This is a genomic window from Pseudomonas sp. GW821-FHT09D08 (genome assembly GCF_059416305.1).
Genome location: NZ_JBWKOX010000023.1, coordinates 1 through 15,668, shown reverse-complemented (window position 1 = coordinate 15,668; position 15,668 = coordinate 1). Strand labels below are relative to the sequence as shown.

Here is a 15,668-nt window from a genome sequence, read left to right as displayed (position 1 = left end):
CGAACGGGAGCGAGAACGTCGCTAGACGGTCTTCACCTTCAAATGCCGCGCATACCAGGGCCGCTTCGGCACGCGCTTGAACAGGCCCTGCAACAGGTGCTCGTCCTCACCAAAGGTAATGCGCAAGGCGAGCTTCATGGTCTCCGGGTCCATCTCCATCGACTTGCCCATCTGCAACCCCGGGGTGGTGCTGCAGCCATGGGTGTCCGGGCCCAGCCACGGGTCGTCGACTTCGACCCAACGCCCCGGGGCGAACCAGGCCACGCCGTTGACGTCCAGGCGCCGGACTTCGCCGGGGTTGAAGCGTTCGTGGGCGCGGTACCAGTCCTCGATACGGTCGTCGATCCAGCCGTGGAAGTGCCAGAACACCGGGTTTACATGGGATGAAAACGGGTCGCCGAGGAAGTCGTTTTCCGCCGCGTACCAGCGCGGGGCAAAATCTGCCGGGTCGCGGGCCAGGGGGACCGGCGCGCCGTTGGACGGGTCGCGGGGCACCGAGGCCCAGCGCATGTGCAGCCAGTCGTGCAGGCCCAGTTCCATTTCGGAACCGAGTTGGCCCAAGGTCAGCCTGGCCAGGTAGCGCGGGTCGCGGTACTGCGATTCCCAGACCTGGAAGTTGCTGTGGTAGGTCTCGGCGGCCTTGATGTCGCTGACCCACTGGGTGTATTCGCTGTCGTCCGGGGCTGACCAGGTGGGCGGCAGCGCGAAGCCGTCGTGGTTGTCGAAGTAGCGCAGGAAGCCTAGGCGGTCGCGCTCCAGCGCCGGTTGCGGCTCGGGGAATACGGGCCACGAGGGCAGATCCTGCATGGAACGCGCGGTGCCGAGCATATGCCGGTGCATGAAGAAGAAATCGATGCCCGAGCCGTTGCGGTCTTTGTGTTTGCCACGGGCGTCACGCTCCTTGCCGCGCGGGCCGGGTTGCCAGCCGATACCGCGCAGGGCGTCGCGTTTTTCTTCGGAGAGTTTGTGCCACTGGTCACGGGTGGCGTGCCACAGCTGGTGAAACAGGCGGTGCTCCGGAGCAATCAGCCAGGCCAGCAGGGTCGGGTTGAGGCCGATGCGTTGGCGGGCTTCGGGAAACAGCTGTTTGTGGGCGATAAAGCGGTTGTCACGTTCGGTCAAGGCCAGGGGGCGATCCAGGTCGAGGATCTGCCCACTGAGGGTGCCGCTGCCGGCGTTGGCGAAGTCGGCCCATACCTCATCAAGGGTCATCTTGAACTCATAGGCGGGCCTGCCGTCGACGGCATCACGATCGATCAGGCGCCAGTAGAGCAAGGCGCCCTCGCCCGTCAGCAGGTCACCCAGCACGCGGTAGCGCGGTTCGCCTTCGCTGCGCAGGTTGGCGGCGGTGTCCAGGTAGCCGCGCAGGCCACGGCCACGGGGGGCGATGTCGAGCAACAGTTCCAGGCCTTGCAGCGGCAGGCCCTTGAGGCCGGCATCGCGGCCTCCCAGGCGCAGGCGCCACACCCCGCGCAAGGTGTTGGCCAGATGCTGCCCGGCGGTGTCGGCCAGGTCCACGGTGGCTTCGCCGGGAGTGATGGGGAATTCTTCTTCGCGCGTCAACTCGCGATGGGCATAGAAGGCGGCCGGCACAGCCGCGCCGGTCAGCGCCAGGCCTGCGATGAACCCACGTCGAGAGATGGTCATTGTCTACCTTAGGAAACGGCTTTATCAGAGCTAGAACGTTTGCAGGCCGGGGAAATTTACCGCCCTGCCCGCGCCGCCTAAATTTCCCCGCGCACCACTCGTTCTTCCCTGATAGCGAAGGCCTCAACTGACTGAGATGGCAATGACAAAACCACGTTCGAAAAAGGCGCTGTACATCGGCTTGCCGCTGGCACTGGCCATCGGCGCCGGGGCCGGTTTCCTGATCTGGGATCACTGGTTCAAGGGCAATGCCGGCTACCCGCTCGCAGTGATCAAGCAGGCCAATGAACTGCAGGACCGCCTGCTGTCGTTCGACAGCCACATCACTGTGCCCATGGACTTCGGCACCGCCGGCAACGAGGCGGACAAGGACGGCAGCGGCCAGTTCGACCTGGCCAAGGCGGCACGCGGGCGCTTGTCCGGCGCAGCCCTGACGATCTTCGGCTGGCCGGAAATCTGGAATGGCCCCAACGCCCCGCACAAGCCCACTGACGGCTTCGTCGAGGAAGCCCGCCATGAGCAGGAGGTGCGCTACAAGATCATCTCCGGCATGGTGCGTGATTTTCCCAATCAGGTCGGCATCGCCTACACCCCGGATGACTTTCGACGCCTGCATGGCGAAGGCAAGTTCGCGATCTTTATCAGCATGCTCAACGCCTACCCGCTGGGCAATGACCTGAACCAGCTGGACCTGTGGGCCGCCCGTGGCATGCGCATGTTCGGCTTCAGTTATATCGGCAATAACGCCTGGTCCGACTCGTCGCGCCCACTGCCGTTTTTCAATGATTCCGTCGATGCCCTCGAAGGCCTGTCGGACATCGGCAAGCAAGCGGTGCAGCGCCTCAATGACCTGGGGGTGATCATTGACGTGTCGCAGATGTCGACCAAGGCCCTGGAGCAAGTCGCGCACCTGAGTCGCACGCCGATGGTGGCGTCCCACTCGGCACCGCGCGCGTCGGTGGACATCCCGCGCAACCTCAGCGACAAGGAACTGCAACTGATCAAGAACAGCGGCGGCGTGGTGCAGGTGGTGGGCTTCCCGGCCTATATACGCCCCCTGAGCCAGCCGACCCAGGACAAGCTCAACACCCTGCGCGCGCGTTTCGACCTGCCGCCGCTGCCCAACCTGGCCATGGCCCTGATGCCGGGGGACGCGATCATCGCGGCCTGGCCGGAGCAGAAGTTCGGCCAGTACGCCCAAGGGCTGTACGGGATTCTTGAGGAAGAACCCAAGGCCACGCTCAAGGACTGGGGCGACGCCGTCGACTACACCGTGCGCAAGATCGGGATCGATCACGTCGGCATCGCTTCAGACTTCAACGACGGCGGCGGTATCGACGGCTGGAACAACGTCGGCGAAATCCGCAACGTCACCGCCGAACTGCTCCAGCGCGGCTACTCCGAAGCCGACATCGCCAAGCTGTGGGGAGGCAACTTCCTGCGGGTCTGGGACCAGGTACAAAAAGCCGCCAGACCCTTGGCCAACCGCTAATCACCTAGAAGCAAGTCCATGACTGACCGTCGTACGTTTCTCAAGCAGGCCGGGGTATTCGCCGCCAGCCTGCCATTGGGCGCTGCACTCATCCCGCAGGCACTGGCTGCCACCACCACGGATGACCCATGGACGGGGTTCAAGCAGCTATTCAACCAGGACCCGGATTACCTGCACTTCTCCAACTTCCTGGTGGCCTCGCACCCCAGGCCGGTACGCGAGGCCATCGAGCGTTACCGCGCCCAGATCGACCGCAACCCAGGGCTCGCTATGGACTGGGACCTGGAGGAAACCTGGAAACGCGAAGGCCAGGTACGCGAATGGGCCGGCCGCTACCTCAAGGCCACCCCGGCGCAGATCGCCCTGACCGGCAGCACGTCCGAAGGCCTGGCGATGATCTATGGCGGCATCAAGGTGCGCCCGGACCAGGAAGTCCTCACCACCGTGCATGAGCATTACGCGACCCAGAACGTGCTGGATTTTCGCGTGCTCAAGGAAGGCACCCAGGTGCGCCGGATCAAGCTGTTCGAGCGGGCCAGCCAGGTCTCTGTCGACGAGGTGCTGGGCAATATCCAGCGCAATATCCGCCCCAATACCCGGGTGCTGGGCATGACCTGGGTACAGTCCGGCAGCGGCGTGAAACTGCCCATCGGCGAGATCGGCAAGCTGGTGGCGGCGCACAACCGCAACCGCGACGACAAGGACCGCCTCCTCTATGTGGTGGATGGCGTGCATGGTTTCGGCGTGGAAAACCTCGACTTCCCCGACATGCATTGCGACTTCTTTATCGCCGGCACCCATAAATGGATGTTCGGTCCGCGGGGCACCGGGCTGGTGTGCGCGCGCAACCCTGAAAACACCTACGTCACGCCCATGGTGCCGACCTTCTCCGAAGACAAGGACTTCGCCACCATCATGACCCCCGGCGGCTATCACGCCTTCGAGCATCGCTGGGCGGCGGATGAGGCCTTCAAGCTGCACCTGCAACTGGGCAAGGCGCCGGTCCAGGCGCGCATCCATGGGCTGAACGCCGAACTCAAGGCGCAATTGCTGGCGCACCCGCAGATCGAACTGGTCACGCCGCGCAGCCCCGAACTGTCTGCCGGCTTTACCTTCTTCCGGGTCAAGGGCCAGGACAGTGATCGGGTGGCGGCCTACATGCAGAAGAACCGCGTGGTGATCGACGCGGTGGACCGCGACGTCGGCCCGGTGATCCGCACGGCGCCCGGCCTGCTCAACAACTCCGACGAAATCCAGCGCTTCATGACCCTGCTCAGCCAGCGGTTGTGACGCGCCTTTTTCCCTTTGCACGAGAGGCCCCTATGACGCCACTGCGACTCAAACCCCTGACGACCCTGGCACTGACCGCCCTGTGCGGCGCGCTGCTGCCGGGCCTGGTTCAGGCTGCCACGCCGCAACCGGGCAAAGTGTTCAAGGACTGCAAGGACTGCCCGGAAATGGTGGTACTGCCCGCCGGCACCTTCACCATGGGGACGCCGGAAGACGAAGTCGGCCGCGAACCGGACGAAGGCCCGATGCATGAAGTGACCTTCGCCAAGCCATTCGCCATGAGCCGCTTCCACATCACCGCCGGTGAATGGGACAGCTATATCCGCCAGACCGGGGTGAAGATCGCCGACGGCGACACCCGCCCCGGCCGCGAATGCATCGCCAGCAAGCCGCGCTATCCCCAGGGCCCGCGCCAGCCGGCGGTGTGCATGGACATGGACGACATCAAGCACTATGTGGCCTGGCTGTCGAAAAAGACCGGCCAGCAGTACCACATGGTCAGCGAGGCCCAGCGCGAATACGCCGCGCGCGCCGGCTCCACCGGGCCATTCCCGTTCCCGTTCGACGAGGGCAAGGGCTACAGCATCGCCAAGCATGCCAACACCTACGGCCCGGCGGACGGCTACAGCTATTCCTCGCCCGTGGGCAGCTACCCGCCGAATGCGTTTGGCATGTATGACATGCATGGCAACGTCTATGAGCGCGTGGCGGACTGCGAGCACTCCAGCTACATCGGCGCCCCCACCGACGGTAGCGCATGGATGGAGCCAAACTGTGAGGGCTACATGATTCGCGGCAATGACTGGGGCGAGGCGCCAGTGTTTTCGCGCTCAGGGAACCGCAACACGATCTATCCGCAGACGCGGGGTGATTGGATCGGCTTCAGGGTCGTGCGCGATCTCTGAAGCTGACGGGATTTAATCTGGGAGGGGGCTTGCGTCCGATGGGGTGCGGCAGTCGACATCGCCATTGACTGATACTCCGCCATCGGGCAAGCGCCCCCTCCCACAGTCAAATCGTGCGCGGCTTAGACCCCCTTCTGCGCCAACAACTCCAGGCCTTCATGCAACGCCGGGAACAGGCTGTTGTTGAAGTTGTTCCAGCGCAGTTCGAGGATGGTGTCGTCCGGCGAGATCTCGGTCTTGAGCACGTCGTGGAACACTTCGCCGGAGTCGATGCCGTTGTCCACGTAGTGGAACGAGGCACCAGTGAGGTACAGAGGCTCACACGGCTGCGTCTGCTTGGTCGCCCAGTCCACCACGGCTTGTCCGCGGGCACCGTACAAGGCATTCCAGGTGGCGTAGGCACCCCGGCGTTCATAGGGCGATTCGATGCGGGTGATACCGGGGTGGATGTTCATGATACGACGGGCAAACGGCGCACCGGGGCGCACCAGCTCGTCCAGGATCACCAGCAGGCCATCGAGCACCACAATATCGGCTTTCAGCTCCACCAAGGTGTCATGCAGGCGGCGTTCGAAATCCTGCTTGCCGGCGAGATGTTCGGCGCTGCCCCGGGGCAGGCGCCGATAGGTGGAAGGCACGCTCAGCAGCAGATCGTTGACCAGGCGCCCCTGCACTCGCAGGTCGGCCGGGTACAGCCACTGGCGGCCGGGCTTATAGGCAAAGCCGTAGTCGGCCACCAACTGCTGATCCCGCGGGTTCTGCTCATCGTCGTCATACACCACGCCCACCAGGTTGTAGGCCTCGCCCAGTGACGTGTCGTTGAGCGACCCCACCAGAAACTCCAGCACCGACTTCATGTAGCGCTCGTGGTCCTTGTAGGCCACCGGCTGGCCGGCCTTGTCGGCAGCGGCATTGCGCAGGGACCACACGTACACCAGGTTCTTTTTCGTCATTGTTTCGCTCTCGCTGGAAAAATCAGGCACGCGCCGATACGCGAGCGCCTACACCACAAGAACGAACCAGCCCACGCGCAATTTATCCGCCACCGCCACCGCCGGGCACGCCGAGCTAAATAGTCGCGCCAATCCTTCGTTTGTCATGGGTAAGGGTCTGTGTGCCCAGCCCCCTCTTTTTCACTTTCCGGGAAGTACTTATGACCGACCCCAAGCGCGGCGCCTTCACAGGTTTGCTTGCATTGCTCAGGCCGTTTCGCACCATCGTGACGGTCTCCATCGCCCTGGGCATGGCCGGCGGCCTGGCCATCACGCTGTTGCTGGCGACCATCAATAACGCGCTGCACACTTCCACCGGCATGACCCAGGGCGTGATCCTGAGCTTTGCGGCGCTGTGTGTGCTGGCGCTGACCAGTTCGATCGTCTCCGATATCGGCACCAACTATGTGGGCCAGCGGATCATTGCCGCCCTGCGCAAGGATCTCGGCGAAAAGGTGTTGTCGGCGCCCATCGAGCAGATCGAACAGTATCGCTCCCACCGCCTGATCCCGGTGCTGACCCATGACGTCGACACCATCAGCGACTTCTCCTTTGCCTTCACCCCGCTGGCCATCGCCACCACCGTGACCCTGGGCTGCCTGGGGTACCTGGCGTACCTGTCGGTGCCGATGTTCCTGATGATGGTGGTGGCGATCGTCATCGGCAGCAGCGTGCAATTCATTGCCGGCGCCAAGGGCATTCGCGGCTTCGACGAGGCCCGCGACCAGGAAGACGAGTTGCAACGCTACTACTCGGCAATCGCTTCCGGCGCCAAGGAGTTGCGCATCCACCGGCCCCGCCGCTACCGCATGAACACCCACCGCATCCAGGAAACCGCCGACCGTATCAGCGATATCCAGGTGCGTTCGGTGAACATCTATATCGTCGCCAAGACCTTCGGCTCGATGCTGTTCTTTGTGGTCATCGGCCTGGCGCTGGCGATGCAGGCCTACAACCCGAACCCGGACCCGGCGGTGATCACCGGTTTTGTGTTGGTGCTGCTGTACATGAAGGGCCCGCTGGAACACGTGGTGGGTTACCTGCCGATCATCGGCAAGGCACGCATTGCGTTTGCGCGCATCACCGAACTGTCCGAACGCTTCTCTTCCCCCGAACCGCACCTACTGATGGACGGCAGCGAAGCGCCGACACCGGTGGTGCACAGCCTGGAGCTGCGCGGCGTGAGCTACAGCCCGCCGCCGGTGGAAGGCAGCCAACCGTTCCACCTGGGGCCGATCAACCTGAGCATCAAGCAGGGCGATATCGTGTTTATCGTCGGCGAGAACGGCTGCGGCAAGACCACCCTGATCAAGCTGCTGCTGGGCCTGTATCAACCCGAGGCCGGGGAAATCCGCCTCAATGGCGAAACGGTGACCGATCCGGCGCGTGATGACTATCGCCAGCTGTTCACCACAGTGTTCGCCGACTACTACCTGTTCGACGACCTGGTCCAGGGCAGCGCCACCCAATCGCTGGACAGCGCCGCCAAGTACCTGGAGCGCCTGGAAATCGCGCACAAGGTCAGCGTCAAGGACGGCGTATTCAGCACCACCGACCTGTCCACCGGCCAGCGCAAGCGCCTGGCACTGGTCAACGCCTGGCTGGAAGAGCGCCCGGTGCTGGTGTTCGACGAATGGGCCGCCGACCAGGACCCGGCCTTCCGCCGCGTGTTCTACACCGAGCTGCTGCCGGACCTCAAGCGCCTGGGCAAGACCATCATTGTGATCAGCCACGACGACCGCTATTTCGATATCGCCGACCAGTTGGTACGGCTACGTGCGGGCCAGGTGGTGCACGAAATGGAGCCGGCCTGAAAATTCTTTTCCGGTTTCCACAGGTAGGAACGTCTCACTAGTGGTAATGAGAACCAACCACAACAAATATTTATAATCTGCCCACTAAATACCTAGAAGAGAATTCACCCATGCCAGCAACATTTGGTCTGAGTCCCTTGAGCAAGGCACTCTCCATGCGCCGCCTCTTGAACACCCACGTGCTCCCTGGCGCCATTGCCGTTGCGCTGACCCTGCCAGTCGCAGGTTATGTTCAGGCGCAGGAGATCGAGCTGAATGTCCCCGCCCAGTCACTGGGGAGCGCTCTTCAAGAATTTGGTCGGCAGGCCAACCTGCAAGTGCTGTACAGCCCGTCCGACGTAGAAGGCAAACGCAGTCACAAGGTCAAGGGCAAGATGCAACCTGGCCAGGCCATGACCACCTTGCTGACCGGGACGGGGGTCGATTACGACCTGCAGGGCAACACCATGACGCTCACGGCCGGGCGTTCGTCCGCCCTGGAACTGGGCGCCACCCAGGTGACCGCCAACCAGCTCGGCACCATTACCGAGGGCTCCGGCTCGTATACCCCCGGCACCATCGCGACCGCGACCCGAATGGTGCTGACGCCCCGGGAGACGCCTCAATCGATCTCGGTGGTGACGCGCCAGGCCATGGATGACTTCAACCTCAAGTCGATCGACGACGTGATGCGCCATACCCCCGGCATCACCGTTGCCGCGTACGACAGTGAGCGGACCAGCTACTACTCCCGTGGCTTCGCCATCCAGAACTTCCAGTACGACGGCATTCCGATCCTGCAGGATGCCCAGTATTCGTCCGGCCACACCCTGACCGACACGGTGATCTACGACCGCGTCGAGATCCTCAAGGGCGCTACCGGCCTGCTGACCGGTGCCGGCGGCCCTGGCGGCACCATCAACATGGTGCGCAAGAAGCCAACCTCGGAATTCAAGGGCTACGTCGATCTGGGCGCCGGTTCCTGGGACAACTACCGCTCGGAAGTCGACGTCGGCGGTCCTCTCACCGAGACCGGTAACGTGCGCGGTCGGGCGGTGGCCGCCTACCAGGACAAGCACACGTTCCTCGATCATTACCAGCGCAAGACCAACGTGTACTACGGCATCCTGGAGTTCGACCTGTCACCGGACACACTGCTGACCGTCGGCGGCGACTACCAGGACAGCGACCCGCAAGGCTCCAGCTGGTCGGGCTCGGCCTCGCTGTATGACAGCGCCGGCAACCGCATCAGCACCTCGCGTTCGTTCAACAATGGCGCCAAGTTCAGCAAGTGGGCGCAGTACACCCGTACCGGTTTCGCGACCCTGGAACACACCTTCGATAACGGCTGGGTCGGCAAGGCCCAGTACAACCACCAGATCAATGGCTACAAGGCACCGCTGTCCGCCCTGCTGGCGCCCAACGTCACCACCGGTCAGTCCATGTTGCTCACGCGGACCTACAATGGCGAGACCACCAGCGACACCGGCGACCTCTATGCCACCGGGCCTTTCAGCCTGTTCGGACGTGACCATGAACTGGTGATCGGCGCCTCGGTCTCGCGCTCCCGCTGGCTGGGCCGCGACTACACCCGCGCCATCAACAACAACTACGACTATTTCAATTGGAACGGCGAGGTTCCCAAACCTGACCGTGGCCCGCAGACCAAACGCAACGACGAGCTCACCCGCCAGAGCGCCCAGTACATCACCGGCCGCTTCAGCCTCGCTGATGACTGGCACCTGATCCTGGGTACCCGGGTCAACAACTACGAGGTCAGCGGCACCAGCCAGGTCAAGGACACCGGCAAGGTCGTGCCTTACGCCGGCCTTACCTACGATTTCACCGAAAACCTCTCGGCCTATGCCAGCTTCACCGAGATCTACCTGCCACAGGACGACTACCGCGACCGCAACAACAAGCCGATCGAGCCGGATGAAGGCAAGAACTACGAGGTCGGCTTCAAAGGCGAATTCTTCGATGGACGCCTCAACGCCAGCCTCGCCTACTTCGAAGTGCACGAGAAAAACCGCGCCATCGACGATAACGACTACATTCCCGACAGCTACCCGGGCCTCGACTATGCGTCCAAGGGCACCAAGGCCAAGACCAAGGGCTACGAAGCGGAAATCTCCGGCGAGCTGGCCCCCGGCTGGCAGCTGCAGGCGGGTTATACGCACAAGATCATGCGTGACAAAGAGGGTGAAAAACTCTCCACCTGGGAACCGGAAGACCAGGTCAATATCTACACCAGCTACAAGCTGACCGGCGCCCTGGACAAACTCACCCTGGGCAGCGGCGTGCGCTGGCAGGGTACGGGCTGGAAGCTGCTGACCAACAACTACACCACCGGCAGCCAGGATAACTTCTCCCAGGATCCCCTGTGGCTGGTGGACCTGATGGCTCGCTACCAGGTCACCGAGAACGTATCGGCCAGCCTCAATGTCAACAACGTCTTCGACAAGAAGTACTACACCAACATCGGCTTCTACAACTCGGTTTACTACGGTGACCCGCGTAACATCATGCTCAGCACTCGCTGGAACTTCTGATGCATAGACGCTAGACGCACCGCCCCAAGCCCCTGGCCATGCGCAATGACCAGGGGCTTTTTGCTGCCCGCACAACACGCAGGCAAGGCAAAAAAAACGCCCCTGGCCGTTGGGCCAGGGGCGTTGGATAACGCGGACAGTTACTTCATGGCATCGGCGAAGCTCTGTACGAACGCGGCGTTATCGATGATGCGGTCGTGGGTGGAGTCGATCATCACTGACTGCTGTACGCACGCGCGGCCCACCACCTGCTCCATGGTCGCTTCGATCAACCGGCGATGCTGTCCCGCACGGCTCGCGGCGGCCCACCAGCACCTGATCGGCGCCTTGAGCGGCTTGAAGTCGGCATCCTTGAGGCGCTGGCCCAGGGTGCGGTCCAGTTCCCAGGAAATCTGCGCCTCGTCCCCCTCAAGCAAGCTTGCCTTGATCTCCCGGAACGTCTCACCCAACGCGTCTTCAGCCCAGGCACCCAGCGCCTGCCATTGCTGCACTTCATCGCTGAAGAGCGCCTGGCTGTCCTGCCACGCCGCGTGGATCTGCTGGCTCGAGGCAGGAAACATGACCTGCAACAGTTCTACACGCCGCTGGTTGACCGACAGTTCATCGTCATCCGCCGTCACCGCCGCGTCCCAATAGGCCTTGAGCCAATACGGTGGCGAGGCGTCGATCCAACCGACCACTTCCACCTCGCGCCCGGCTTGCTCCAGCGCATAAGCGACTTCCATGGCCAGGTTGCCGCCCATTGACCAGCCAGCCAGGCGATAACGGCCTTCGGGCCAGGCAGCGAGCAATTGCCCGGTGTAATCCTCGACCATCGCTTGCCAGCTCGGTACCGCACTGCCCTCCTCGGCCAGTGCACGGCAGATCACGCCCATCACCGGCCGTTGCTCGCGCAGCGCCAAGCCAATGGCCTTATAGCAATGCACCGAGCCATAGCTGGGGTGGAACAGGAACAACGGCGTCCCTTGCGTCTGGCTGTTGAGCTTGACGATCAACGAAGGCCCCGCGCCGTTACCCAGGCAATTCACCTGCCCGGCAACCGTCGGGTTAAGCATCAATTGGCTGACCGACAGCACCCTGCCGGTGGCCTTGCGGATGCGCTCCCTGAGCATCAACACCAACAGCGAATGACCGCCCAGTTCAAAGAAATTGTCATCCAGGCCAACGCGCTCGACGTCCAGCACCTCGCCCCAGATCGTCGCGAGCCGTTGCTCCAACTCGTTCTGCGGGGCGCGGAATACCTGCTCGTGCTGGCGCGCATCGGGCTTGGGCAGTGCCTTGCGGTCCAACTTGCCGTTGGGGCTCAGAGGCATCTGCTCCAACAGCACCCACTGGGCCGGCACCATGTAGTCGGGCAAATGCGCAGCCAGGTGCGCAATGAGCGCTTCGCGCCAGTGTTCACTGGGCGCCTGCAACACCAGATAGCCGACCAAGTGCTTGCCATCGACAACCTGCACCGACGCCTCCTGCACTTCAGCGGTTTCGAGGAGGCGCGCTTCAATTTCACCCAGTTCAATCCGCAGGCCCCGCAACTTGACCTGGTGATCCAGGCGCCCGAGGTATTCGATCACACCGTCGCTGCGCTGGCGCACACGGTCACCGGTACGATACAAGCGGGCACCCGACTCGAACGGCGAGGCAATGAAACGCTCGGCGGTCATCCCGGGACGGCGATGGTAGCCACGCGCCAACCCCTTGCCGCCCAGGTACAACTCGCCCGCCACGCCTGCGGGCACCACTTGCAACTGGGCATCCAGCACATAGGTCTGCAGATTGGCTATGGGCTGGCCGATGGGCACCGTGTCACGCCGTTCATCGATGCAGGTCCAATGGGTCACGTCGATGGCGGCTTCCGTCGGCCCGTACAGGTTGTACAAGCCGGCTGCGGGTAATTTGGCAAATACCTGTTGCTGGGCATCCACCGGCAGTGCTTCACCGCTGCATACAATGCGTTGCACGCTGTGGCAACTGGACACTGCCGCATCCTGCATGAACGCCTGCAACATCGAAGGCACAAAATGCAACGTCGTCACGTGCTCGGCGTTGATCAGCGCCACCAGCCTGGCGGGGTCACGGTGATCACCCGGCGCCGCAACGACCAGCCGCGCGCCGGTCATCAGTGGCCAGAAAAACTCCCACACCGAGACGTCGAAACTGAACGGTGTCTTTTGCAAGACCGTATCGCTGGCGCTCAAGGCGTAGGCTTCCTGCATCCAGCACAAGCGGTTGGCCAGTGCCGAATGACGGTTGCCCGCGCCCTTGGGCTGGCCGGTGGAGCCGGAGGTGTAGATCACATACGCGAGGTTTTCAGCGTCCAGCACAATGTCAGGATTGGTGTCGGGGTAATCCTCGAACGCCGACTCCCCCAGCACCAGGCATTCGACGCCTTGGGCAATCGGCAGCTGTTGCAGGAGATGGGATTGGGTCAGCAGCAGTTTCACGCCACTGTCTTCGAGCATGTACGCCAGGCGCTCACGCGGGTAGTCCGGGTCCATCGGCACATAGGCGCCGCCCGCCTTGAGCACGGCCAGCAGGCCGACGACCATTTCGACGGAACGCTCCACGACCAGGCCGACCAACACATCCGCGCCGACGCCCGCACGGATCAGGCGGTGGGCCAGGCGATTGGCGCGCCGGTTCAGCTCGGCATAGTCCAGGCGCTGGGCAGCGAAGACCAGTGCCGGAGCGTCCGGGGTCTGCGCCGCCTGAGCCTCGATCAAATGATGCACCGGCTGGCGCGAATAATCGCGAGCGGTGGCATTCCATTGCGCTACCAACACCTGCTGTTCGCAAGGGTCCAGCAACGGCAACTGGCTGACACGCTGCTGCGGGTCATTGAGCATGCCCTGCAGCAGGTTCTGCCAATGGGCAAGCATGCGCTCGAGCACGATAGGGTCAAACAGGTCGGTCGCGTAAGTCAGGGTGGCGTGGATGCCATCCGCCGAGGCCTGGGTGTCCAGGCTCAGGTCGAACTGTGCGGTGTGGCTGCCCCAATCCAGCCCTTCTACACGCAGGTCCGGCAGTGAGTGCCCCGAGGTCATCAGGCCAGCATCGCTTTGGTGGTTGAACATCACCTGGAATAAGGGGTTGTGGCTCAGGCTGCGCTCCGGTTGCAGGGCTTCCACCAACTGTTCGAACGGCAGGTCCTGATGGCCCTGGGCATCCAGGCTGCGGCGCTTGACCTGCTGCAACAACTGGCCGACGGTGATCTGCCCGTCGATATCGGCCTTGAGCACTTGAGTGTTGACGAAGAAACCGACGACGCGCTCCACCTCAACCCGGTTGCGGTTGGCAATCGGAACCCCGATGCGGATGTCCGGCTGACCACTGTAGCGGTACAACAGGCTCTGGAAAGACGCCAGCAACACCATGAACAGCGTCACGTCCTCACGCTGGGCCAAGGCCTTGAGCCCGGTTGCCAGCGCTTGGGGCAATTCGAGTTGCAGGCTTGCACCGCGATAGCTTTGCACCGCTGGCCGCGCGTTCGCGGTAGGCAGTTCCAGCATCGGCTGTTCGCCGCCGAGCAATTGCCGCCAATACGCCAGTTGACGCTCGCGCTCGCCCGCCGCCATCCATTGGCGCTGCCAGTGCGCGTAATCGGCGTATTGCAGCACCAGTTCCGGCAATTGCGGCGCCTGGCCCTGGCAGTGGGCGGCGTACAGCTGCACCAGTTCGTCGACCATCACTTGCATCGACCAACCATCGGTCACGATGTGGTGCTGCACCAGCACCAACACATGCTCATCGTCGGCCAGGCGCAGCAAGGTAACGCGCAGTAGTGGGCCCGCCTGCAAATCGAATGGCCGGGCAATCTCGGTTTCGACCTGCTGTTGAAGGTTCTCGGCGTCGGCCTCCACCCGCGCGATCACCAGGGCGGTCGCTGGGCGAATCAACTGAAACGCGCGCTCGCCGTCCTGGTACACCTGGGTACGCAAGCTCTCATGCCGCGCCACCAGAGCGTCGAAGCTGCGCTGCAAGGCCTGCTGGTCGAGGCGCCCGGTCAGGCGTAGCACGCTGGGAATATGGTAAGCCGCACTGCGCGGATCCAGTTGCCAAAGGAACCACTGGCGCTCCTGGGCGAAGGACAACGCCAACGGTTGCTCACGCCCGATCGCCAGCATCGGCGGCGCCAGCGCCTGGTCTGTCGCCTGCAAGGCCAGTACGAAACTTTCCAGCTGCGGTTGCTCGAACAAGGTGCGCAGGGCCACTTCCCGCTCAAGCAACTGACGCACACGGGAGATCACCTGCATGGCCAGCAACGAATGCCCGCCCAGCTCGAAGAAGTGATCGTTCAGGCCAATACGCTCGGCCCCCAGCACCTGTGCCCAGATCGCCGCGACCTGCTGCTGCAACGGCGTCACCGGCTCCACCCAGGCGCCTTGCGACTGCGCCGTATCCGGTTGCGGCAGGCCTTTGCGGTCAAGCTTGCCGTTGGGGGTCAGCGGCATCCGGGCCAGGAACATGAAGTGCGCCGGGACCATGTAGTCCGGCAGATGGGTTTTCAATCCACGGCGCAGGGTTTCGCGAAACTCGGTGTCGTTGGCCAGCGAACCATCGGCCGGCACGACATACGCCACCAACTGCTTGCCGGTCGGGCCATCCTGGGCGACGACCACGGTTTCACCGACGCCGTCCTGTTCACGCAGACGCGCTTCGATTTCCCCCAGTTCGATGCGGAAACCACGGATTTTCACCTGGTGGTCGACGCGACCGAGGTAATCCACCACGCCATCCGGACGGCCACGGGTCAGGTCGCCGCTGCGATACACGCGGCTGCCCGGCGTGCCGAACGGGTCCGGCACAAAGCGTTCGGCGGTCAGCGCCGGACGTTCCAGGTAACCACGGGCCACGCCCTCGCCGCCCAGGTACAGCTCACCGGCGACGCCGATGGGTTGCAGGTTGAGTTGAGCGTCGAGCACGTAGCCGCTGCGGTTGCCCAGCAACGTGCCGATTGGCGCGTAGACGGCGCCGCAGGGGTCGCCCTTGCGCGCCTTCCA

The 15,668-nt window shown here is 63.3% G+C and carries 8 protein-coding genes; 5 read left to right on the top strand and 3 right to left on the bottom strand.

All coding sequences use genetic code 11. The features are described from left to right. Nucleotides 1-21 precede the first annotated feature (21 nt). Nucleotides 22-1,647 carry a pyoverdine maturation tyrosinase PvdP gene (pvdP, locus tag AC07OP_RS27305; RefSeq protein WP_495102891.1) on the bottom strand — a complete coding sequence of 542 codons (1,626 nt, stop codon included), beginning with the start codon at nucleotides 1,645-1,647 and terminating at the stop codon, nucleotides 22-24. A gap of 142 nt (nucleotides 1,648-1,789) precedes the next feature. On the opposite strand from pvdP, the gene pvdM reads away from it, so the two are divergent. From pvdM to pvdO, 3 genes are read left to right on the top strand one after another with little or no spacing between them, the layout of a single operon-like run. Then, a complete protein-coding gene (gene pvdM / locus AC07OP_RS27300; protein ID WP_495102892.1) occupies nucleotides 1,790-3,139 on the top strand; it encodes a pyoverdine-tailoring dipeptidase-like protein PvdM in 1,350 nt (449 codons plus the stop codon). A gap of 18 nt (nucleotides 3,140-3,157) precedes the next feature. Beyond that, nucleotides 3,158-4,429: a pyoverdine-tailoring periplasmic protein PvdN gene (pvdN, locus tag AC07OP_RS27295; RefSeq protein ID WP_495102893.1), complete on the top strand. Its 1,272-nt coding sequence runs from the start codon at nucleotides 3,158-3,160 to the stop codon at nucleotides 4,427-4,429. A gap of 32 nt (nucleotides 4,430-4,461) precedes the next feature. Then, on the top strand, nucleotides 4,462-5,334 hold the full coding sequence (gene pvdO, locus AC07OP_RS27290) for a dihydropyoverdine dehydrogenase (protein ID WP_495102894.1): 873 nt from the start codon (nucleotides 4,462-4,464) through the stop codon (nucleotides 5,332-5,334). A 122-nt stretch (nucleotides 5,335-5,456) separates the two neighbouring features. Here the strand turns inward: pvdO and AC07OP_RS27285 are convergent, their stop codons facing one another. Further along, nucleotides 5,457-6,287 carry a formyltransferase family protein gene (locus AC07OP_RS27285; RefSeq protein ID WP_495102895.1) on the bottom strand — a complete coding sequence of 277 codons (831 nt, stop codon included), beginning with the start codon at nucleotides 6,285-6,287 and terminating at the stop codon, nucleotides 5,457-5,459. Between the two features lie 200 nt (nucleotides 6,288-6,487). On the opposite strand from AC07OP_RS27285, the gene AC07OP_RS27280 reads away from it, so the two are divergent. Beyond that, a complete protein-coding gene (locus AC07OP_RS27280; RefSeq protein WP_495102896.1) occupies nucleotides 6,488-8,140 on the top strand; it encodes a cyclic peptide export ABC transporter in 1,653 nt (550 codons plus the stop codon). A 155-nt stretch (nucleotides 8,141-8,295) separates the two neighbouring features. After that, complete coding sequence (locus AC07OP_RS27275) at nucleotides 8,296-10,671, top strand: TonB-dependent siderophore receptor (protein WP_495102897.1); 2,376 nt, start codon at nucleotides 8,296-8,298, stop codon at nucleotides 10,669-10,671. Nucleotides 10,672-10,811: 140 nt separating this feature from the next. Here AC07OP_RS27275 and AC07OP_RS27270 read toward each other — a convergent pair. After that, on the bottom strand, nucleotides 10,812-15,668 hold a 4,857-nt coding region (locus tag AC07OP_RS27270), incomplete at its 5' end, for an amino acid adenylation domain-containing protein (protein WP_495102898.1).